This window comes from Mesorhizobium shangrilense (assembly GCF_040537815.1).
Taxonomy (GTDB): Bacteria; Pseudomonadota; Alphaproteobacteria; order Rhizobiales; family Rhizobiaceae; genus Mesorhizobium; species Mesorhizobium shangrilense.
The window spans coordinates 3,495,239-3,514,928 of sequence record NZ_JBEWSZ010000001.1 but is presented as its reverse complement, the minus strand read 5'-3'; the positions used below and the strand labels follow the sequence as shown (position 1 = coordinate 3,514,928).

Here is a 19,690-nt window from a genome sequence, read left to right as displayed (position 1 = left end):
GATAGTCAAACGGCAGGCTTGACCACATGCGCAAAATATTGGGCTCCGACAGGTATCTTGGTGAGGAAACGCTCGAACGGCCTCAGTCGCGCAAGCAGCCGAGGAAAGAAGATCCGGTAGTTGATGCGCGTTTTGGCAAGGCCCGCCGCCTCCAAGCGTCCGCGCATCTCGCGTGAGCTGATCAGAACCGCGTTCTCGTCGAAGGCGCAATTTCTTACGGCGTGCGTGGTCAGCGGATTCCACGGATTGTGCTCGAACAGAAAGAAGCTGCCGCCATCGGCCAGCACCCTGCCGATCTCGGCGAGCAGTCCGACCTGGAACGCCTCGGGAATGTGATGAAAGACGCAAGCCGCGAACGCCAGGTCGAAGCTGCCGTCGGCAAACGGAATTGTCTCGCCGTCGAAATGCGTGAATGCGGCTTGGCCGGGAAAGCGCTTGCGGGCGATGTCGAGTGATTCCCGCGAAGGATCGAGCAGGGTGATCTCGCTGTCGGGAAACGAGTTGCGCATATGGCCCAGCGAATTGCCGACGCCGGCGCCGAAGTCGAGTATCCGTCGCGGCCTGACACCCGCCCGCCCCAGTGTCGCGGCAACGTCGTCGATCTTGTATTTCGCGAAGAAGTCAGGCGTTTCGCCGCTCAGCCTTATGCTCGCGGCATGCTGTTCCTGATATTCCCGCGCAAACTGGTCGAACTCCGCCTCAAGCACGCGCGGCCCTCTTTGCTATCTCCTGCAGGCGATGGACCGGCAACTCCGTGTTCTCGGTTGCTTGGCTGCGTGCAACGATCTCGTTGACGAAGTAGAGCGGCCGCCGCTTCGTCTCCATGTACATGCGTCCCAGATACTCGCCGAAGATTCCAAGAACCATAAGCTGGACGCTGCCGAGTATCAGCATGATCGCCGCAAGGCTTGTCCAGCCAGGCAAGACGTTTCCGACGGACCATTCGAACAACGTATAGCCGAGCACGACCAGCCCGAGCAGGCCGAACATCATCCCCAGGAGCGAGGCAAACCGCAGCGGTGCCACGGAGAAGCTAGTCATCGCGTCCACGGCCAGGAGGATCATCTTCTTCAATGGATAGTGGGTGGTCCCCGCGAAGCGCCTGTGCCTCTCATAGGGGAAAGCGACCTGCTTCAATCCGATCCAGCTCACCATGCCCCGGATGAACCGGTAACGTTCGGGCATTGCGTTGAGGTGGTCGAGCGCGCGCCGGCTCATCAGCCGGAAATCGCCAGAATTCGGCGCGATCTCAACGTCGACCATTCGTCGCAGCAGGCGGTAGAACATTGAGGCGGAGGCTAGCTTGAACCAGCTTTCGCCGTCGCGCTTCAGTCTCTGGCCATAGACGACATCGAAGCCTTCATTCATCTTCGTCATCATGGCCCCGAGCAATTCGGGCGGATCCTGAAGATCGGCATCGAGAATGAGGATCCGCTGACCGCGGCAGAATTCCAGGCCGGCACTCAAGGCGATCTGGTGGCCGTAGTTGCGGGCAAGGTCTATGGCGACCACATGGTCGTCCGTTTCGGCCAGCCGGAAAACGGCTTCGCGCGTGCCGTCGGTCGCGCCGTCTATGACAAGGACGATCTCGTAGGAGGAGCCGTGTTCCAGGCATGCAGCCGTAACGCGGCGGTAAAGTTCAGCCACGCCATCCAGCTCATTGTAGCACGGGACGACAACCGACAGCATGACAGCGTGCCGCGCGGCGACTTTCTCGATCTCCACCAAGGGCCTTGCTCCCGCTTTGCGAACGGGAATAGCGCCAATTGGTTAGAAAACAGATAAGCTTGCGGGTTCCATCGAGGCCGCCGGCTTGCCAGTGCCGCCGCGAGCGAACGTGATCGCCTCGGATTACGAATCGTGCGTCATCCAACCTTCGATTGTCGCATAGCGAACAAGCGCCGCGCGGGTTCTCAGCCCAAGCTTTTCAGTTGCCCTCGCGCGATACGTCTCGACGGTCTTCACGCTCAGGGACAACTGTCCCGAAATTTCCTTGTTGCTGAAGCCCTTGGCGACCAGCTTGACAACCATGACTTCGCGTTCGCTCAGCGGGTCGGGGTTGGTGGCAGAGGACCGAGGTTCAGACAGAATCTTGGCGGCCACACCGGGATCGATGTAAAGCCCTCCGGCCAGGACAGACCGGATCGCGTGGATCAGTTCCTCGGCCGCCGAGCGCTTGAGAATGAAGCCACGTGCTCCGGCCTGGAGCAACTGGCGCACATAGGCGGCCTCTTCGTGCAATGTCAGGGCGAGTGCGGCGATCTGCGGAAAGAGTGTCCGCATCCGGTCGACCAGCACAATCCCGCTGGCACCTGGCAGCGAAACGTCGACGACGACGATATCCGGCAATGTTTCCGCGAGGCCGATCAGCGCGCTCTCCACGTCGCCCGCCGTACCGGCGACCTGCAGATCGGCCTGCGCCTCGACCATGGCCCGGATGCCCGACAGCACGACCGGATGGTCGTCGACAAGAAACACTCTGCGGCGGGAAGTCCATTGGGTTTGGGTCATTGTACGCTCACCTCGGCTTGTCGTGTCGCCGCTGGTAGAGATGCGTAGATGGTTGTTCCCTGCCCAGGTGCGCTCTCCACCGCGAAATATCCGCCAACCAGGGCCAGCCTTTCGCGCATGCCTGAAAGTCCAAAGCATCTGGACCGTGTTTCGTTGATGACCTCGGGATCGAATCCCTTGCCGTCATCCTCGACGACGATTCTCAACTGGCCGTCGGCATGTTGCGCGGTGACGCTGATCCAGCTCGCTTCGGAGTGCTTGGCGACATTGGTCAGCGCTTCCTGCACCACCCGGTAGATCGTCACCGAGCCCTCGTCGTCCAGTGGATCGGCCAGGGCCTCCAGATGCGCGTCCGCTGAAACGCTCAGGCGCTCGGCCCAGGTCGCGACCATGTCTTCAACGGCCTGCCGCAGGCCAAGGTCGCTGAGCAGCGTCGGCCGCAGCGTTGCCGCGGTGTGGTGCACCTGGATGCTCATATGCTCGACGATCTTCCGGATTCCGGCAAACGATTGCTTGAGGTCCGGCAGCTCGACCACGTCCTCCAGGGTTTTCAGTCCTAATGACAACGCGGTGAGGTCCTGCCCCATCTCGTCGTGAAGTTCGCGGGCGACGCGCAGCCGCTCATCTTCCTGTGCGTTGACAAGCCGGCGCGCAAGCATCGCGCGCTCCTCGGCCATCTCCTTGCGTTCCGTGACATCGGTAAAGGCCATCACCGCGGCCGATATGGCTCCCGAGGCGTCGAAAACAGGTGCCGAATTGATGGAAAGGCAAGCCTTGGTCCCATCTCCGCGCTTGACCCAGATCTCCTCATCGAGAACCACCTCGCCATCGCGGATGGCCCGGGTGATCGGCCAGTCGTCGTGCTCATAAGGCCGCCCGTCGGCGTGATATCCCTTTTGTCCACTCTGTTCCCAGAGGTTGACGCCGGAGGTCAGAGTGTACTTGAGCAGTCGTTCATGCTGGTCGTTGGCAAGGATCAGGCTGCCACTGGGAGCTTCGACCACCACGACGCCGACGGGCATGTACTTGACCACTGCCTGCAGGCGGGCCTGGCTGCCCTGAAAATCCTGGCTGGCGCGGGCCCAGTCGCGTTCGACACCGGCCATGCGGCTTGCCGACCGCATCAACGCGATCGCGAGCGCCATGATCAGCACGATACCGACGATCAGCAGCAACTCCACGGCGCCATAGTGTCGTGAGTGGTGCGCCAACACGGTTGCCCAGGCGAAGTTGCATATAAGCGCGGATACGCCAATCAGCAGCGTGGCGCCTGCAATCTGCTTGTGCAGCCCCAGCCAGTCACGGCTAGTCGTTGTTTTTACCGGCGGCATGTCAAGGTCCATGAGAGCCTCTGACTATGGGCGGCGACTACCTATCAAGGGTCGTGAAGCGTGAGTTTTGCCCGCGGATTGGCTGGAATGTGGGCTACCCCTAGCAAGAACGTCCCCAAGCGCCAGCTGAATTAATACACCTTTTTCCCCGGCGTGTCTGTCGGGTTTTTCCCGCAGGGCAGGCGGATAAACCGAAGAGTACCGCCAGCTTAAAACCTGACTCGCCGCATGGGTGAATTCCAATTGTTTACGTTTCGCATCGACGAGATGATGAGACCGTCAACTTGGCCATTTGAGAGTGGTTGTTGGCAACAGTAACAAGTACTCACATCTCAAAAAGAGGATACGGATATGAGAAAGATCATTCTCGCCGCGGCAATGTTGGCTGCTTTTACTCAATATGCCGGCGCTTTTTCTGTTGGAAGTGGCAATGGCAACGGTAATGGCAACGTCGGTATCGGCAACGGCAACTTGAACGGCAACGGCAATACCGGCGCCTTCAACGGCAATGGAAATGGTAACGGCAACTTCGGTATCGGCAACGGCAACGTGAACGGCAACGGCAATCATGGCGCCGTGAACGGCAACCTGAACGGCAACGGCAACCTTGGTATCGGCAACGGCAACGTGAACGGCAACGGTAACCACGGCTTCGTGAACGGCAACGCGAACGGCAACGGCAACTTTGGTATCGGGAACGGCAACGTGAACGGTAACGGTAACTGGGGCGGGTTCAACGGTAATGGCGGCGGCAACTTCAATCATTGACCGTTAGCATTCCGTTGAGGATCGGGATTCCTGCAGTTTCGCCCTCACCCCCGGCGACTCCATAGGGCGCTCCCCCAATCGCCCCGCCAGGGATCCCGGTCGTCGCTCTCTCAAATCTGTTCGAATCTGGTGTTTCGAACAGATCTCTTCGAACAAAGCTCAAGGAGACCGTCATGAAACGCTATATTACAGCACTCACGTGCCTGGCTTTGTGCGCGCCCGTTTTGCTGCCGCCTCAGTTTGGGACAGGGCTGGTCTTTGCCGGCACTGGCAATGGCAACGGCAATGGCAATGGCAATGTTGGTGCCGGCAACGGTAACGGCAACGGCAACGGCAATACCGGCAGCGCCAACGGCAACGGCAACGGCAACGGCAATTTCGGCAATGGCAACGGCAACGGCAACGGCAACGCCAACTCCGGAATCGGCAACGGCAACGGCAACGGCAACGGCAATGTCGGCGCCGCCAGCGGCAATGGGAACGGTAACCACAACACCGGGACCGGCAACGGCAACGGCAACGGCAACGGCAATTTCGGCTTCGGCAACGGTAACGCCAACGGCAACCACAATAACGGCATCGGCAACGGTAACGGCAACGGCAACGGCAATTTCGGCATCGGCAATGGTAACGCCAACGGCAACCACAATACCGGCATCGCCAATGGTAACGCCAACGGCAACGGCAAGCCGGACGCCCATGGCAACATAGGTTATCACAACACTGGGACCGGCAATATCGGCGCCTTCAATGGTAGCACCGGAAACGTCGGCGCCTTCAATGGTAACGGCAACACTTCCCCGACGAGCGGCAATGGAAATCTCGGCTCGTTCAACGGGAATTTCAACGGTGGGACGTACAACGGCAACGGCAACATCGGGTCCGGTAACGGCAACTTCAACGGTAATTGAGGCGGACGATGGCCAATCGCGCATCAGCTTCCATCGTTTCGCTGCTGCTTGCTGCCGCCTTGGCCGTAGCTTCTTCCAGTACCGTTTCCATGGCCGGCAGCGGCAATGGAAACGGCAACGGTAATGTCGGCAACGGCAACGGCAATGGAAATTCCGGAAACGACAACGGCAACGGCAATGTCGGCAACGGCAATGGCAATGACAATTCCGGAAACGGCAACGGCAACTTCGATGTCGGCAACGGCAATGGCAATGGCAATTCCGGAAACGACAACGGTAACTTCGGTGTCGGCAATGGCAATGGCAATGACAATTCCGGAAACGACAACGGCAACCTGGATGTCGGCAACAACAACGGCAACGGTAATTCCGGAAACGGGATGGGCAATTCCGTGACAGGCGACAATCAGGGTACGGTCCAGGTGCCGCCGCCCAGCCCTTAAATCTTGCGGGCTCTTTTGGTATTACCGAGTGACGGCTGCATATCGGCAGCGCCAATCAACCAGCTGGCAGGGGCAAGCGCACGTACCCGTGCGCTCGCCCCTGCCAGCTGGTGCCATTCCGATGTCCCGTTTGGTTCCCGTTGAAACTTGTCACGAACGAACAGGCAGCTGCATTCGGATGCGGGCGCCAGGCCATGAGCCGTTCAATATCCTGATCGTTCCGTCATGCAGCGAGGCTATCTGCCGGGCGAGGTTCAATCCCAGTCCGGCTCCGCGTGACTGTGGCTGCAGGCGGTAGAAGGGCTCGAAGACATTCTCGTGTTCCTCCGCCGGAATACCAGGACCTTCATCCCGGACTTCAATGCCGCCCGTCTCGTCGATCGCCACCGTGATCGTGCCCCTGGCCCCGCCGTGGTCGATCGCATTGCGAACAATGTTTGCCAGCGCGCGCTCGATCTGCAGCGTGTTCACCTCGACATGGATCGTGCTGGTGGAGGGTTCGAAGGCAAGGTCGTAGCCAGCTTCGATGGCGAGCGGCGCGAAATCGGCCGCGACCCGGCTGACAAGTTCGGTCAGGTCGACGATCTGGCGTTCGCTTGCCGGGCGGTCGAGCATTTGATGGTCCAGCAGTTGTTGCGCCAGATGCGACAGACGCTCGATATCCTGGACGAGGCGAACGCTCTGGGGCTCCTTCTTCAGCAGTTCGGCGCGCGTCCGCAGTATGGCGATGGGCGTGCGCAGTTCATGCGCCGCATCGGTAAGAAAGCGGTTGTGCCGGTCATAGCCTTGGGCAAGGCGCGCAAGCGTCTGGTTGAAGGCATGGACCAGCGGTGCGATTTCCTGGGGCACGCGCTTGACCGGGAGTTGCATCGCGCGTGTGTCGATATCGATGCGCGCGGCCTGGTCGGCGGTGTCGACAAGACCGGCGAAGGACCGGCGAACGACCGCTGGTGTCGTCACAAGGGTCGTCGCCCCCATGACCAGAATGATCGGCAGCAGCAATATTGCGATGATGACCGCAAGTGCTGGCAGGGCTTTTTCCCAGTTCCTGCTGCCGTCGGGATTCCTCGCCACGTCGACCGTGGCCGAGATGTTGACTTCAAGTCCTTCGGTTTCGCCGCGCGATGATCGTGTCGCCGCCATGATCTGCATCATGCCGGCCTTGGTCGCGGCTTTTTCGATATAGGCTTCCGGCCGCAGGTCATCCTCGGAAAATCCAAGGGTTGCATGGTCTACTTCGCTCAGCAGACCGCCAAAATCCTTGTTGTAGACGTCGGGCACGTTCCCAAAGCGAATGCTCTGGCCGCCGCTGTCGCGAATGATGTACCAGACATTGGGAAATTCCTCGCGAAAGGATCGCAGCTCCTCGGTTTCATGGACGATCAATTTGCCATTGCTGTCGCGATAGACCGCATTTTTCAGGGCGTCGACAGCTGCCTCGTTGTCAATCAGCAGCCGTGGATTGGCGATCCACAACGCGGCCACGCATAAGACGATGAATATGAGAAGCGTCGCCGCCTGCAGCAGGATCAGCCGCCGGACCAGGACCCACTGCAGCGAGCGGGCGCGCAACTCCTTCATGACGCGGCCCGTAAAAGATAGCCAAGGTTGCGGATTGCCCGGATCTCGATGCCGGCGGCGACGTCCTCGAGTTTGCGGCGTAGCCGGGATATATGCGCGTCCAGGGCGTTGGAGCCGATTTCGTCATCCAGGGCGTAGACAGCCTCCTCCAATGCGCTGCGCATGATGGTTCGGCCGGGCCGGCGAATGAGTGTTTCGAGGACAAGACGCTCACGCCGTGGCAATTCCAATGCCTGATCCTCGACCAGCGCTTCGCGGTGTCGGAAGTCATAGGTGAGCCGGCCGACCACTGTCTGGTTGGTGCGCGAGGTGAATGAACGCCGGCGCAGGGCATGCAGCCGGGCGACCAGCTCCACCGTGGCGAACGGCTTGACCATGTAGTCGTCTGCGCCGGCATCAAGCCCGGCGACGCGGTCATCGAGACCGCTCATCGCGGTCAGCGCGATCACCGGTGCCTCCAGATGCAGGGCGCGCAGGCGCGGTATGAGGCTGAGGCCGTCGCCGTCGGGCAGGCGGCGATCCAGAATGACGGCGTCATGATGCCCAAGCCGCGCCATGGCCTCGGCGTCGGCGAGTGTCGAAACATGATCGACAACGATGTCCTGACGCTCCAGCGCGGTCTTGAGGACCGAAGCCATTTCCGGCTCGTCCTCTACCAGCAAGATGCGCATGTGCATTCTCCGTCAGTTTGGACCGGCGGTCCCCCGGTCGGGGGAAGGAGCCTGAGCCGTGGCGTGGCGGTAAAACGGTTGCCCGGATGCGACAAGTGCCAGATGGCGCCTACGGTCTACTCACATTCAAGCTTCGGTTGGCGAAAATTGGTCACGAACCAGCGGCCTGCGGATGCTCGGGCATAGAAGGTGTAGAAACATTCCTGACGTTCCACGTACCCGGGCGTTTCGGTCGTTTGATATTCGGTGCCGTGCTTGGTGTGGCGAACCTCGCCACTCGATGAGCCGGAAACCACGTTGGTGGATATCTTTCGCCATTGATAGGCCCGTTCGCCTTGGCCGAGATCGACAATCGTGGTTGGTGGGCCATAGTCGAGGACGACCGATTCAATGGGCTGTCCAATATAGTTCTTCATGATGTCGGAGGCGCATCCCGTCAGCGCAAACACAGTTGCAACGACAAACGCACCCAGGACACCTCTGAGGCGACCCGCGCCATGTAGGGGCATGTCTGATTCCTGTCGTGAGGTTGGCGACAGGCAAGTAGATCGCGAAGATTACACCGACATTACGACGCGACATTTGGCGCGCTGCGGATTTTCATGACGAACGGAGAGAGCAGTTACGAGCGGATTGACCGTGGCCAATCCATCCCGGAAACTGCTCTCTCCATACGATGCCCTTCACTGAACCGGGACGCGGCGGGTATGCCGCGGCCGAGCGAGGCCGTGGTCTAAAACCGGTAGTTGACGCCGGCTTTCAACTCATGGCTTGCGATCGTCGACTTGGATGTGCCAAGCGCGGTCGTCGTCTCGACGTCCGGCGTGCGGATATAGTCATATTCGACCTTGGCAGAGAGGCCGCCGGCAAAGGCCTGCTCGATGCCAGCGCCGACCAGATATCCGGTTTTCCATCCGCTGCTGTCGGTCAGGTTATCGCCCTTCTCGAACTTGGTGAGCGCCACGCCGCCGGTTCCAAACACCAGCGTCTGATCGAAACTGAGGCCGGCCTTGGCCTTGGCGGCGGCGCGCCACTTTTCCTTGACCTTGCCGCCCCGAACATCGTGTTCGGCTCCGCCCAGATAGGAGCCTTCGACCTCCGCACCCAGAACCGCTGGTCCCATCTGGACGTTGTATCCGGCCTGGACACCGGCATCGAAGCCGTTCCTGTCGGCAAACGGGTTTGGCATTCTTGTGAACGCCGTGCCTCCATGGGCGCCGAAATAGGCGCCGCTCCACTGAAAGGCCGGGGCATCGTTGTAGGCAGGCGAGAGGTCGGCGGCCATCGCCGATCCATTCAAACAGGCGGCGAGCGCAAGGGCAGTTCCCGCCAGGGCAATCATTTTTTGAGAGGACATTGCATTACTCCAGACACACATGCGCAGCACTCAACGCGCGGATTTGATCCTTTGAGAGCGCGGCCATTTGGGGCGGGCCGTACTCCGGTTTCGTTGTCTCTCGCTTGGAATGATCGCTCGGCGCCGTGGTCACACGAACGGACGTGGCGCATATATCATTGGGAGCTGATTTGCCGTGCGATCCATCACGTGAAAGACACTGACTGTCTCGCAGGCGAAAATTGCGGGCACATTGCGGAAAATCGGAAAGTGAAGATTTTCTGCTTTATTTTCAATCAATTAAAGCGAATTTGTTTACGAATATTTAACCGTTTTGGTTTGCCCACCTGCGAGACAGGGCATCACTCGCGCACCCCTGTACAGAGGATGAAAGGCCGAGCCATTTCGCCTGCGTCACCGGTTGCTCTAACAGTGCAGTCTATCGCACGACATCAGAATGTAACAGTTTCGGGGGGCGACGCGGGTCGCCTCTCTCCCGTTATTTGTTTGTTTCACTTCGCCTTCGCAACCTCGGCGCTGGCGGCAAAGCTCGGCCAGTATTTTGAGACGGCCAGGATTGCCCCTGCCGTCGAGAAATGGCCGTAGTCGAAATAAAGGAACTGACCGGTGCCGGCATCGGCATATGAGCAGCCTTTTGTATCGCACAGCGACGTCAGCGGATCGATGAAGGTGGCTCCTTTGGTGAAAGGCTGCACCTTTTCGTTGATCCTGGGATCCATGGCCATGGGCCATTCCAGATTATCGGCATGCGCCCGCCTGGCGAAGAATGCGATTTTCTGGACGTCGGCGATGAATTCCGGTGATTGGCCGATGACATACACGCGCACGCCCAGACCGTGGAGCGTCTCGATTGTCTGCTGAAGGCCGCCAAACCCTCGGGTCTCGTAGTCGGTCCAGCGACCGCTGAGGATGACCGACTGGATTCCGGCATCTCGAATGACGGTCAAGGCCCGCTTGTTGAAACGGCTGCAGCTAGGGCGGGCGTAGGAAAAATACGAGAGGTCCGGCGGGCAGCCGGCGTAGGTGTATTGGACTACGTTGGCCTGGATCTTGTCGATGTTGGCTTCGAGCCCCGAAACATAATGCGCGGCGAAAGAATCTCCCCAAAGCATGACATTGGTGGCAAAGCCGTGTGTGAGTGTGCAATCCGCCAGGTTCCACGTTTCTATCGGGCTCGAGCCCTCGTTGAAACAGACACCGTTGCGCCAGCTACCGACAGCCACCTTCTGCGTGGAGAAATCGGGAAACCGTTGTGGAAACCCTTTGCCGAGCGCGCCGGCGGCGCCGAATGCGCACAGAATGGCAATCGCCGCGCTTGAAAAGGCGAAGATCGGCAACGGTGCCGTGAACGGCCGTTTCTGCCGAAAGGGCTGCTCGACATATTTCCAGGAGAATGTCGCAAGCGCAAGGCTGCCGACCATCATGGCGATGACCGTGGGCACGCTGACGTTCTGCAGGGAGAGATAATGGACAAACGAGTTGATCGGCCAGTGAACGAGATACAGCGAGTATGAGATCAGGCCTATCCAGACGAACGGGCTGAACTGGAGAATTCGCGTCGCGATCGTCGCCGGCCTGTCAGCGGTCGGTGGATTCTGGCCGACATAGATCAGCAGCGCCGTGCCGATGCAGGGAAACAAGGCGTTGTAGCCGGGAAACGGATCGCTCTCCGAGATCGTCAGGAACCCGTAGGCAATCAGGCCGAAGCCGGCCAGTCCCAGAAGCTCCATCGAGAGCCGGTTTCCGATTGCGGGCGGGCGTCTCAGCATGAGCACCGCGCCCAGCATGAGTTCCCATATGCGCGTCGGCAACAGGTAGAAACCGGCTGTCGGCGCCAGTGAGGTCGCCATGATTGCCAGCACGAAGCTGCCGATGATGATCGGCACCAGCACGAGCAGCCAGCGCTTGCCCAGATAGCGGTAGATCAGGAACATCAGGATCGGGGCGAAGATGTAGTATTGCTCCTCCACGGAGAGCGACCATGTGTGCAGCAGCGGTCGCAACTCGGCATCGATCGAGAAGTAGTTGGTCGTTTTCCAGAAATAGATGTTCGACCAGAAGGTGGACGCCGCAATGACGCTCAGGCTAAATTCGTGCAGGTCCGACGGCAGCAGGATGAACCAGGCCGCGATGCAGGTGAGCAGAATGACGAAGACCAGGGCCGGCAGGATGCGTCGCGCCCGGCGCCAGTAGAACCGTGCGATCGAGAACTGACCGCGATCGAGGTCATCCAGCAGGCTGCCACTGATCAGGTAGCCGGATATGACGAAGAAAATGTCGACGCCGGTGAAGCCCCCGGGAATGGCGGAGACTCCGAAGTGAAAGAGCACGACCGGAAGCACCGCAACGGCCCTCAGGCCATCGATGTCTCGCCTGTAGTTCATTCTTGTCGTCCATCCGCTGTGTTTGAGGGCATTTGCGCGGCAATCCTGGCGGAAGCGCCTGTGCTGCGGCGGCGAAACTGCGTAAGCCTGTATCCAGGCTGTACGAATGAAGCTGGCTGGTTGATCTCAACGGGCTGCCCTCGACACCCAGAGTTTGCTGCACTGCAACATGAGTGTCAAGGCTGAGGGACGCCGATTGGGAACGCGGGTCGGCGCGCTGGCTTCCCGGCGGCCTCGTCCCCCGGCCTGAAACCGCAAACTCGCGGGCATGGCTTGAAGCCGGGGAACCAAGTGCGTATTTCTGCACCTGTGTACCGAATCCGGGGCACCCGAATCTGGAGAGACAGCCCTTGTCCGCATTGACGCGCTTTCTCGGTGACTCGCCGTTCAGGGTGGTCCTGAAGTTGCTGGTGGTGTCGTTCCTTGTCGGCCTTGTGATGAACGCGTTCGGCTGGTCGCCGATGGATGTGTTCTACGGCATCCAGAAGTTCTTCATCGACCTCTGGAATCTCGGCTTCAACGCCGTCTATCGCTTCCTCGGCTATATCCTGCTTGGTGCCGCGATCGTCATTCCGGCCTTCATCCTGCTCAGGGTAGCCAATTACCGGAAGTGAGCTACCGGGCGTAGCTGGCTGCCACCTCGAACAGGGTGGCATGGCGCGCGGCGAGCGCGGGCACGTCCGTGGAATAGCCCCCGCCGATGACACCGCAGACGGGAATGCCCTGCGCGCGAAAGTGGCGGATCACCGTTTCGTCGCGGGCACGCACCCCGTCATCCGTCAGGGACAACCTGCCGAGCCGGTCTTCTGCATGGACGTCGACGCCGGCATTGTAGAAGACGATGTCCCAACGAGCCATGCCGGACAGTGTTGGCAAGATGCCGATGAGCCGCTCGATATAGGCCGCATCTCCGGTGCCATCCGGCAGGGCTACGTCGAGATCGGAATCGATCTTGCGCACCGGATAGTTGCGGTCGCCATGCATGGAGAAGGTGAACACGCGCGGATTGTCCCTCAGGATATCCGCCGTGCCGTCGCCCTGATGCACATCGAGATCAACGATCAGGATGTTGGCGGCCGCGCCTTCGGCAAGCAGCACCAGCGAGGCGACGGCGACATCGTTGAAGGTGCAGAAGCCAGCCCCTTGCGCATGCCGCGCGTGATGACTGCCGCCGGCGGTGTTGCAGGCGATGCCGTGTTGCAGGGCCAGCCGCGACGCCAGGATCGTGCCGCCAGTGGCAAGCTGCGCTCTGAGCGAAACGCGTGGGCTCACCGGAAAGCCGATCTCGCGCTCGATCTTCGCCGGCACTTCGCAGGCAAGCACCTGCTCGACATACCCAGCCGCATGGGCGAGCTTCAGCCATGATGCCGGCGCCGGCTCAGGCATGTTTAGTGCGTGGGGCTGCGCCAGTCCCCGTTGGCTCAAGGCCTCCATCAGCAGCGGATATTTGCTCATCGGAAAACGGTGGTTGACGGCAAACCCGGCGTCATAGTCGGGATGATGAACGATTTTCAGGGGCATGGATGTGTCCGGCGGGCTCGCGCCAGGCGAGGAATTCGATTGGCCGTTACGCGAGAGTATTTGCGCTTCGGGTGGAAAGTGGGGCACATCGGGCGCTCGATCAAGCCGCAATCAGCAAGGCAGCAATCCTTGGACAAGGGTGCATCCCCAGCCGACGCCAGCTCGTTTGTCGTCACCAATCGTTCCGTGCTCGCCATTGCCGTGCCGATGACGCTTGCCTATCTCACGACGCCGCTGCTTGGCCTTGTCGGCACGGCCGTGGTCGGTCAGTTCGGCGATGCGGCTCTTCTGGGCGGGCTCGCTGCAGGCGCACTGATCTTCGATGTCGTCTTCACCTCATTCAATTTCCTGCGCTCCGGCACCACTGGCCTTGTCGCGCAGGCTTTCGGGCGCGGCGATGCGTTGGAGGAGCAGGCGGTGTTCTGGCGCGCGGTGCTGATCGCGATCGTCGCCGGCATCGTGCTTGCGGCGCTCTCGCCATTGGTCGCCACGGGTGGCCAGTGGTTCATGGATGCCGGGCCGCGCGTCAGCGACGCGATGGGCGTCTACATCCGCATCAGGCTGCTGGCCGCACCCTTCTCGCTGATCAACTACGCCATCCTCGGCTACGTGCTGGGGCGCGGCGAGGGCGGGCTCGGGCTGATGCTGCAGCTGGTGCTGAACGGCATCAACATCGCGCTGTGCTTCCTGCTCGGCCTGGAGCTTGGCTGGGGTGTCGCCGGCGTCGCCTGGGCGACCGTCACTGGCGAATTCCTCGCCATGCTGCTCGGCCTGGCCATAGTCGTCATGCGCTTCCGGGTCGCACCTCGATTGCCCCGCCACCGCCTGCTCGACATGTCAGCCTTCTTGCGCATGCTGTCGCTCAACCGCGACATCATGATCCGCTCGTTCTCGCTGCTCGCCGCCTTCGCCCTGTTCACGCGCCAGGGCGCGCAGTTCGGCACAGTCACGCTGGCGGCCAATGCCGTGCTGATGAACTTCTTTCTCGTTGCCGGCTATTTCCTCGATGGTTTCGCCACGGCTGCCGAGCAACTGGCGGGGCGCGCCATCGGTGCACGCGCGGCCGCACCCTTCCGGCAAGCGGTGCGGCTGACCCTATTCTGGGGGCTCGGCCTTGCCGCCGTGGCGACGTTCATCCTGTTGCAGGGCGGCGCCGATCTCGTCGCCCTGGTCACAACCTCGCAGGATGTCCGCGACGTTGCCGATATCTATATGCCCTGGGCGGCGTTCACAGCGCTCAGCGGTGTGTTGGCTTTCCAGATGGACGGGGTCTTCATCGGCGCGACCTGGTCGCGTGACATGCGCAACATGATGCTCCTGTCATTTCTTGTCTTTGTCGCCGCATTGCTGACCCTGGCGCCTGCCTTTGGCAACAATGGCCTTTGGGCGGCGCTGCACATTTTCCTGCTGACACGTGGCTTCAGCTTGTTCGCAATATTGCGATTGCGGCTGCGCACGGCGTTCTAAGGTCGCTTTCGACTATAGCGGCTTAGACGCCCATTGATCGAGGCCGGCATCGCGCAGTTCCCGCAGCGACCTGAGCCGCTCCTTGTCTACGAAAGCAGCCATTCCGGCCACAATCCGGCCCGGCAGCGCTGGCCCGGCATAGATCATGCTGGTGTAGAGCTGGACGAGATCGGCGCCGGCGCGGATCTTCTCCAGCGCGGTCTCGGTGGAATCGACCCCGCCGACCCCGATGATGGCGCGGTCAGGGCCAAGCAGCTTCCGCATCCTTGCCAGCACAATGGTCGAGCGTTCGAACAACGGCTTGCCTGAAAGCCCGCCGGTCTCGCGCGCGACATCGCCGCTGCGCAGCGGCGGCCGGGAGATGGTGGTGTTGGAGACGATGACGCCGTCGATCCGCTTTTCGGTGACCTCGGCGGCGATATCCTCCAGTTCCGCCTCGACCAGGTCCGGCGCGATCTTGAGGAAGATCGGCGGCTGCGCCGACGCTGTCGCCCGCGCGGCCATGACGCGCGACAGGAGTTCGTCGAGCTGCTCGCGCGCCTGCATGTTGCGCAGGCCCGGCGTGTTGGGCGAGGAGATATTGACCGTCAGGTAGGTGGCATATCCGGCGAACCGCGCGACGCCGCGTTCATAGTCGCCGATGCGATCGGCGCTGTCCTTGTTGGCGCCGATGTTGACGCCTACGATCCCGCTGCGTCCCTTGCGGGCGGCGAGGCGCTTTTCAGCGGCCGCATGGCCCTCATTGTTGAAGCCCAACCGGTTGATCACTGCATTGTCCGCCGTCAGCCGGAAGATGCGCGGCTTCGGGTTGCCGGCCTGCGGCAGTGGCGTGATCGTGCCGACCTCGGCGAAACCGAAGCCGAGGCCAAGCAACGCGTCGGGCACCTCGGCGTTCTTGTCGTAGCCGGCCGCCATGCCGAGTGGATTGGGGAAGTCGATGCCGCAGATGCTGACTTTCAGCCTGTCGTTACGAATTGGTTGGCTAGCAACCGGCAGCCCGCACCGCAGCGCGGCGATCGACATGCCATGCGCGGTTTCCGGATCGAATGTGAACAGCAGCTTTTGGCCGACCCGGTCGAGCAAGCTCATCTGGCCTCCAGCGCCGGGAACTGGTGCAAGCCATCGGCACCTAGCGGCAGGGGGCGAACCCACAGGACGGTTTTCAGGTCCAGCACACCATAAAGATGCGGGAACAGGGCGCCGCCGCGCGAGACCTCGTATTTCAGCTGATCGCCCAGGCTGGACCCGTCGATGGCGACCAGTAGCAGGCCGGTTTGACCGGCGAAGTGCTTTGCCGCCGTTTCCTTGACCTGCCCTGCCGTGGAGAAATGGATGAATCCATCCGCCACGTCGATCGGTGCGCCGGTAAAGCGGCCATTGGCTTCGGCCTCACGCCACGGCGCTTCAGGGGTTATCTTGTAGATAATCTGAGACATGGCTGCGCTATAGTCCGAACCAGCGACGCGGGGAAGACCGTGCCAATGGGTCTTCCCCATTTCCGGCGCAAAGATGTGATAGATTGGTCTTAATGGCTCATGGAGGACACTATGCGTCTGCAGCACGTCTTGATCCCCGCCGCTCTTGTCTCCCTTGTCGCGGCATCAGCGTATTCCGAGGAAACCGACCGCTTCCGTCTCGAGAAATCGACCAACGGCTATGTCCGCATGGATACCCAGACCGGCGCGATGTCGATCTGCGAGGAGCACTCCGGCCAGCTGGTATGCAAAGTGGCGGCAGACGAGCGTGCCGCCTACCAGGACGAGATCGACCATCTTCAGACCTCGATGAAGGCGATGGACGAGCGCGTCACCAAGCTCGAGAATTCGCTGTCCGCCCGTCTGGAATCGAAGCTGCCCAGCGAGGAGGATTTCAACAAGACGATGAGCTACATGGAGCGCTTCGTGCGCGGCTTCATGGGCATCGTCAAGGATATGGACAAGGACAGCAGCGGCGACGGCGCCAAGCTCAATTCGCAAAAGACTTGAGCGACAAGCGCGGTCGCGAGTCTTGGGGAAAACCCGGCAAGCTGTCTTTGCCGCTTGAAAACAGGATGCATCGCCGCATAATCCGACTGGTCCCGTAAAAACATAAAATCATCAGGGATTAGGGGAGGAGCATTTGCCGTCGGGCTACACTTTCGTCATCGCTGACGATCACCCGCTGTTTCGCGGTGCGCTGAGGGAGGCGCTTGCCGGCATCGGCAATGTTGCCGCCATCCACGAGGCCGGCGATTTCGAAAGCGCCAAGGCCTTGGTCGTCGCCAATGAGGATGTAGATCTGGTGCTGCTCGACCTGTCCATGCCGGGAGCGAGCGGCTTGTCTGGCCTGATCTCGCTGCGCGGTATCCATCCGGCGGTGCCGATGATGGTGGTGTCGGCGCACGATGATCCGGTGACGATCCGGCGTGCGCTCGATCTTGGCGCCTCGGGCTTCATCTCCAAATCAGCCAGCATGGAGGAGATCCGCAACGCCGTGCAGTCGGTGCTGGCCGGGGATATTGCCGCGCCCGTCGGCATCGACCTTGGCGTTGAGCGCGATCCGGAGATTTCCGATCTGATCAAGCGACTGCAGGCGCTGACGCCCCAGCAGACCCGCGTGCTCGGCATGCTGGCGGAAGGGCTGCTCAACAAGCAGATCGCCTACGAACTTGGTGTGTCCGAGGCGACCATCAAGGCGCATGTTTCCGCCATCCTGCAGAAGCTCGGCGTCGACAGCCGCACCCAGGCGGTGATCCAGCTGTCCAAGATCGGCAGCGACCCGTTGCAGCCGGCGAACTGATCGAGGGGCGCAGCCGGCTCCCAAGGCTATCGTCATTGGCCCGACAGCCCGGAAGGCGATCGGTTCGCCAATGATCGCATCGCGTATCACTGTCCAGCATCGCGCTGCGTTCGCCCAATCGCGGTACCAAGACCAGTGATGTGAACGCCATGCCCGGGTGGACGCCCAGCGTCTAAACTGGATCGTTGCGCCGATTGTCGGCGTTGGAGAAACGGAGCTGACCATCGGAGCTTGTACAGTCACCGACGTTTTTCGCGGCGCGATTTCGTTCAGATGACAACCCCGAGCTAGTGACATGGTCGAGGACTGTCGTGACACGGCGACAGATGAAATCCTGGCGATGTCATGCGGGTCTGCGCTTGCGAGATTTCTAATATAAGAGCAAACTTAAAGGCGTTTGAGGGAAAACCCGGCTCATCAGCAAATTGGGAGGAAACCATGAATACCATGAGCCTCACAACGCTTGAACGTAGCAAGACGAAAGTCAATGCCGCAGCCTTGGAGGGGCTTGCAGCGCAGTTGCGCGGCACGCTGCTTCAGGAAGGCGATGCGGCTTACGACGACGCACGCACTGTCTGGAATGCCACCATCGATCGGCGGCCTGGGTTGATCGTGCGCTGCTCCGGCGCTTCCGACGTCATCAACGCCGTGAATTTTGCAAGGGAAAACAGGCTTCTTGTCGCGGTGCGCGGCGGCGGCCACAACATTGCCGGCAGCGCTGTCTGCGATGGCGGCATGATGATCGATCTGTCGCCGATGAAGTCGGTGCGGGTCGACGTAGCGGCGCAGCGCGCATGGGTCGGACCCGGCGCGACACTTGCCGATGTCGACAAGGAAACGCAGGCCTTCGGTCTGGCTGTGCCAACTGGCATCAACTCGACCACCGGCATATCAGGATTGACGCTGGGCGGCGGCTTCGGCTGGATCACCCGCAAATTCGGCCTGACCATCGACAATCTTGTGTCCGCTGATGTGGTCACCGCCGACGGCAAATTGCTGCGCGCCAGCCAGACCGAAAATCCCGACCTGTTCTGGGCGCTGCGCGGCGGCGGCGGCAATTTCGGCATTGTCACCGCGTTCGAGTTCAAACTCCACCAGATGGGTCCGCAGGTCCTGTCGGGGCTCGTCGTCCATCCCTTCGCCGATGCCGAAAAGGTGTTGCGGGAATATCGCAAGGCGCTCGAGACCGCGCCTGATGAACTGACCTGCTGGGTCGTCATGCGGCAGGCGCCGCCGCTGCCGTTCCTGCCAACCGAATGGCATGGCAAGGAGGTGCTGGTACTGGCCATGTGCTATTGCGGCGACATCCAGGCGGGCGAAAAGGCGACGCAGAAGCTTCGCGCCATCGGCACGCCGATTGCCGATGTCGTTGGTCCCAACCCGTTCACCGGCTGGCAGCAGGCATTCGACCCGCTGCTTGCGCCCGGCGCCCGCAACTACTGGAAGAGCCACGATCTCACCGAGTTTTCAGACAATGCCGCTGCGGCCATCACGGCGGCAATAGCCAGGCTTCCCGGCCCCGAATGCGAGATATTCGTCGGCCATGTCGGTGGCGCGGCGGGTCGCATCAAGGCGGATGCGACGGCGTTTCCACAGCGCAACTCGCATTTCGTCATGAACGTTCATGCCCGCTGGCGCGAACCGGCAATGGACAAGGCATGCATCGACTGGGCTCGCGGCCTTTATGAAGCGGTCAAGCCTTATGCCGCCGGTACGGTTTACGTGAACTTCATGCCTGAAGACGAGGCCGGCCGGGTTGAGGCCGCCTATGGCGGCAACTATCGGCGGTTGGTGGAAATCAAGCAGCGCTACGACCCGCTGAATCTGTTCCGGATGAACCAGAACCTGCGGCCGAAGGAGGGCCAGCGCGCCGCTTGAGGCGTGTAACCCGTGCGGGTGCCTTGGATATCAATTGCCCGCACGGGATATTGGCGCTCTGCGGCATCCTCTCGCTATGTTTGCCCGAC

At 61.0% G+C, this 19,690-nt stretch carries 20 protein-coding genes; 8 read left to right on the top strand and 12 right to left on the bottom strand.

All coding sequences use genetic code 11. The annotated features are described in order from the left end of the window. Positions 1 to 5 precede the first annotated feature (5 nt). The 4 genes from ABVQ20_RS17200 to ABVQ20_RS17185 form a co-directional block, all read right to left on the bottom strand. Positions 6 to 707, bottom strand: coding sequence for a class I SAM-dependent methyltransferase (locus ABVQ20_RS17200; protein ID WP_354460705.1), 702 nt, complete (start codon positions 705 to 707; stop codon positions 6 to 8). Beyond that, positions 700 to 1,689 (bottom strand): glycosyltransferase family 2 protein, encoded by a 990-nt coding sequence (locus tag ABVQ20_RS17195; protein ID WP_435528421.1) that lies wholly within the window; start codon positions 1,687 to 1,689, stop codon positions 700 to 702. Before ABVQ20_RS17195 ends, ABVQ20_RS17200 begins: the two co-directional genes overlap by 8 nt. A gap of 162 nt (positions 1,690 to 1,851) precedes the next feature. Continuing rightward, positions 1,852 to 2,511, bottom strand: coding sequence for a response regulator (locus ABVQ20_RS17190; RefSeq protein WP_354460704.1), 660 nt, complete (start codon positions 2,509 to 2,511; stop codon positions 1,852 to 1,854). After that, complete coding sequence (locus tag ABVQ20_RS17185) at positions 2,508 to 3,854, bottom strand: PAS domain-containing sensor histidine kinase (RefSeq protein WP_354460703.1); 1,347 nt, start codon at positions 3,852 to 3,854, stop codon at positions 2,508 to 2,510. Before ABVQ20_RS17185 ends, ABVQ20_RS17190 begins: the two co-directional genes overlap by 4 nt. 339 nt (positions 3,855 to 4,193) lie before the next feature. Between ABVQ20_RS17185 and ABVQ20_RS17180 the strand changes: the two genes are divergently transcribed. The 3 genes from ABVQ20_RS17180 (at position 4,194) to ABVQ20_RS17170 (ending at position 5,964) form a co-directional block, all read left to right on the top strand. After that, the gene (locus ABVQ20_RS17180; protein ID WP_354460702.1) at positions 4,194 to 4,610 is read left to right on the top strand and encodes a hypothetical protein; all 417 of its coding nucleotides are present in this window, start codon (positions 4,194 to 4,196) and stop codon (positions 4,608 to 4,610) included. Positions 4,611 to 4,783: 173 nt separating this feature from the next. Beyond that, entirely contained in the window at positions 4,784 to 5,521 is a 738-nt protein-coding gene (locus ABVQ20_RS17175) for a hypothetical protein (RefSeq protein ID WP_354460701.1), read from the top strand. 8 nt (positions 5,522 to 5,529) lie between these two features. Beyond that, the gene (locus ABVQ20_RS17170; RefSeq protein ID WP_354460700.1) at positions 5,530 to 5,964 is read left to right on the top strand and encodes a hypothetical protein; all 435 of its coding nucleotides are present in this window, start codon (positions 5,530 to 5,532) and stop codon (positions 5,962 to 5,964) included. Between the two features lie 150 nt (positions 5,965 to 6,114). Here ABVQ20_RS17170 and ABVQ20_RS17165 read toward each other — a convergent pair whose 3' ends face one another. From ABVQ20_RS17165 to ABVQ20_RS17145, 5 genes are all read right to left on the bottom strand, one after another. Continuing rightward, entirely contained in the window at positions 6,115 to 7,545 is a 1,431-nt protein-coding gene (locus ABVQ20_RS17165; protein WP_354460699.1) for a sensor histidine kinase, read from the bottom strand. Beyond that, entirely contained in the window at positions 7,542 to 8,216 is a 675-nt protein-coding gene (locus ABVQ20_RS17160) for a response regulator (protein ID WP_354460698.1), read from the bottom strand. Before ABVQ20_RS17160 ends, ABVQ20_RS17165 begins: the two co-directional genes overlap by 4 nt. A 116-nt stretch (positions 8,217 to 8,332) precedes the next feature. Beyond that, on the bottom strand, positions 8,333 to 8,725 hold the full coding sequence (locus tag ABVQ20_RS17155; protein ID WP_354460697.1) for a hypothetical protein: 393 nt from the start codon (positions 8,723 to 8,725) through the stop codon (positions 8,333 to 8,335). A gap of 224 nt (positions 8,726 to 8,949) precedes the next feature. Continuing rightward, the gene (locus tag ABVQ20_RS17150) at positions 8,950 to 9,573 is read right to left on the bottom strand and encodes an outer membrane protein (RefSeq protein ID WP_354460696.1); all 624 of its coding nucleotides are present in this window, start codon (positions 9,571 to 9,573) and stop codon (positions 8,950 to 8,952) included. Positions 9,574 to 10,064: 491 nt separating this feature from the next. Continuing rightward, positions 10,065 to 11,957, bottom strand: coding sequence for an acyltransferase family protein (locus ABVQ20_RS17145; RefSeq protein ID WP_354460695.1), 1,893 nt, complete (start codon positions 11,955 to 11,957; stop codon positions 10,065 to 10,067). Positions 11,958 to 12,307: 350 nt separating this feature from the next. Between ABVQ20_RS17145 and ABVQ20_RS17140 the strand changes: the two genes are divergently transcribed. Then, a complete protein-coding gene (locus ABVQ20_RS17140; protein WP_354460694.1) occupies positions 12,308 to 12,571 on the top strand; it encodes a DUF6460 domain-containing protein in 264 nt (87 codons plus the stop codon). A 1-nt stretch (position 12,572) separates the two neighbouring features. Here the strand turns inward: ABVQ20_RS17140 and ABVQ20_RS17135 are convergent, their stop codons facing one another. After that, positions 12,573 to 13,478 carry a histone deacetylase family protein gene (locus ABVQ20_RS17135; protein ID WP_354460693.1) on the bottom strand — a complete coding sequence of 302 codons (906 nt, stop codon included), beginning with the start codon at positions 13,476 to 13,478 and terminating at the stop codon, positions 12,573 to 12,575. Positions 13,479 to 13,607: 129 nt separating this feature from the next. Here ABVQ20_RS17135 and ABVQ20_RS17130 point away from each other — a divergent pair, with 129 nt between their 5' ends. Then, on the top strand, positions 13,608 to 14,945 hold the full coding sequence (locus tag ABVQ20_RS17130; protein ID WP_354460692.1) for an MATE family efflux transporter: 1,338 nt from the start codon (positions 13,608 to 13,610) through the stop codon (positions 14,943 to 14,945). 12 nt (positions 14,946 to 14,957) lie between these two features. On the opposite strand, the gene ABVQ20_RS17125 is transcribed toward ABVQ20_RS17130, so the two are convergent. Both ABVQ20_RS17125 and ABVQ20_RS17120 read right to left on the bottom strand, forming a co-directional pair. Further along, positions 14,958 to 16,034: a quinone-dependent dihydroorotate dehydrogenase gene (locus tag ABVQ20_RS17125; protein WP_354460691.1), complete on the bottom strand. Its 1,077-nt coding sequence runs from the start codon at positions 16,032 to 16,034 to the stop codon at positions 14,958 to 14,960. Further along, positions 16,031 to 16,381 (bottom strand): DUF952 domain-containing protein, encoded by a 351-nt coding sequence (locus ABVQ20_RS17120; protein ID WP_354462195.1) that lies wholly within the window; start codon positions 16,379 to 16,381, stop codon positions 16,031 to 16,033. The genes ABVQ20_RS17125 and ABVQ20_RS17120 overlap by 4 nt, the downstream gene beginning before the upstream one ends. 111 nt (positions 16,382 to 16,492) lie before the next feature. On the opposite strand from ABVQ20_RS17120, the gene ABVQ20_RS17115 reads away from it, so the two are divergent. The 3 genes from ABVQ20_RS17115 (at position 16,493) to ABVQ20_RS17105 (ending at position 19,601) form a co-directional block, all read left to right on the top strand. Continuing rightward, complete coding sequence (locus ABVQ20_RS17115; RefSeq protein WP_354460690.1) at positions 16,493 to 16,930, top strand: hypothetical protein; 438 nt, start codon at positions 16,493 to 16,495, stop codon at positions 16,928 to 16,930. A 133-nt stretch (positions 16,931 to 17,063) separates the two neighbouring features. Further along, positions 17,064 to 17,723, top strand: a complete 660-nt coding sequence (locus tag ABVQ20_RS17110; protein ID WP_354460689.1) for a response regulator transcription factor — start codon at positions 17,064 to 17,066, stop codon at positions 17,721 to 17,723. Positions 17,724 to 18,161: 438 nt separating this feature from the next. After that, entirely contained in the window at positions 18,162 to 19,601 is a 1,440-nt protein-coding gene (locus ABVQ20_RS17105; RefSeq protein ID WP_354460688.1) for an FAD-binding oxidoreductase, read from the top strand. Positions 19,602 to 19,690: the final 89 nt, after the last annotated feature.

Excerpts from the sequence above, each read along its gene's own strand:
- ABVQ20_RS17195 (WP_435528421.1), bottom strand. The coding sequence starts at position 1,689 with ATGCTGTCGGTTGTCGTCCCGTGCTACAATGAGCTGGATGGCGTGGCT.
- ABVQ20_RS17190 (WP_354460704.1), bottom strand. The coding sequence starts at position 2,511 with ATGACCCAAACCCAATGGACTTCCCGCCGCAGAGTGTTTCTTGTCGAC.
- ABVQ20_RS17185 (WP_354460703.1), bottom strand. The coding sequence starts at position 3,854 with ATGGACCTTGACATGCCGCCGGTAAAAACAACGACTAGCCGTGACTGG.
- ABVQ20_RS17180 (WP_354460702.1), top strand. The coding sequence starts at position 4,194 with ATGAGAAAGATCATTCTCGCCGCGGCAATGTTGGCTGCTTTTACTCAA.
- ABVQ20_RS17175 (WP_354460701.1), top strand. The coding sequence starts at position 4,784 with ATGAAACGCTATATTACAGCACTCACGTGCCTGGCTTTGTGCGCGCCC.
- ABVQ20_RS17170 (WP_354460700.1), top strand. The coding sequence starts at position 5,530 with ATGGCCAATCGCGCATCAGCTTCCATCGTTTCGCTGCTGCTTGCTGCC.
- ABVQ20_RS17165 (WP_354460699.1), bottom strand. The coding sequence starts at position 7,545 with ATGAAGGAGTTGCGCGCCCGCTCGCTGCAGTGGGTCCTGGTCCGGCGG.
- ABVQ20_RS17160 (WP_354460698.1), bottom strand. The coding sequence starts at position 8,216 with ATGCGCATCTTGCTGGTAGAGGACGAGCCGGAAATGGCTTCGGTCCTC.
- ABVQ20_RS17155 (WP_354460697.1), bottom strand. The coding sequence starts at position 8,725 with ATGCCCCTACATGGCGCGGGTCGCCTCAGAGGTGTCCTGGGTGCGTTT.
- ABVQ20_RS17150 (WP_354460696.1), bottom strand. The coding sequence starts at position 9,573 with ATGTCCTCTCAAAAAATGATTGCCCTGGCGGGAACTGCCCTTGCGCTC.
- ABVQ20_RS17145 (WP_354460695.1), bottom strand. The coding sequence starts at position 11,957 with ATGAACTACAGGCGAGACATCGATGGCCTGAGGGCCGTTGCGGTGCTT.
- ABVQ20_RS17135 (WP_354460693.1), bottom strand. The coding sequence starts at position 13,478 with ATGCCCCTGAAAATCGTTCATCATCCCGACTATGACGCCGGGTTTGCC.
- ABVQ20_RS17125 (WP_354460691.1), bottom strand. The coding sequence starts at position 16,034 with ATGAGCTTGCTCGACCGGGTCGGCCAAAAGCTGCTGTTCACATTCGAT.
- ABVQ20_RS17120 (WP_354462195.1), bottom strand. The coding sequence starts at position 16,381 with ATGTCTCAGATTATCTACAAGATAACCCCTGAAGCGCCGTGGCGTGAG.
- ABVQ20_RS17115 (WP_354460690.1), top strand. The coding sequence starts at position 16,493 with ATGCGTCTGCAGCACGTCTTGATCCCCGCCGCTCTTGTCTCCCTTGTC.
- ABVQ20_RS17105 (WP_354460688.1), top strand. The coding sequence starts at position 18,162 with ATGAATACCATGAGCCTCACAACGCTTGAACGTAGCAAGACGAAAGTC.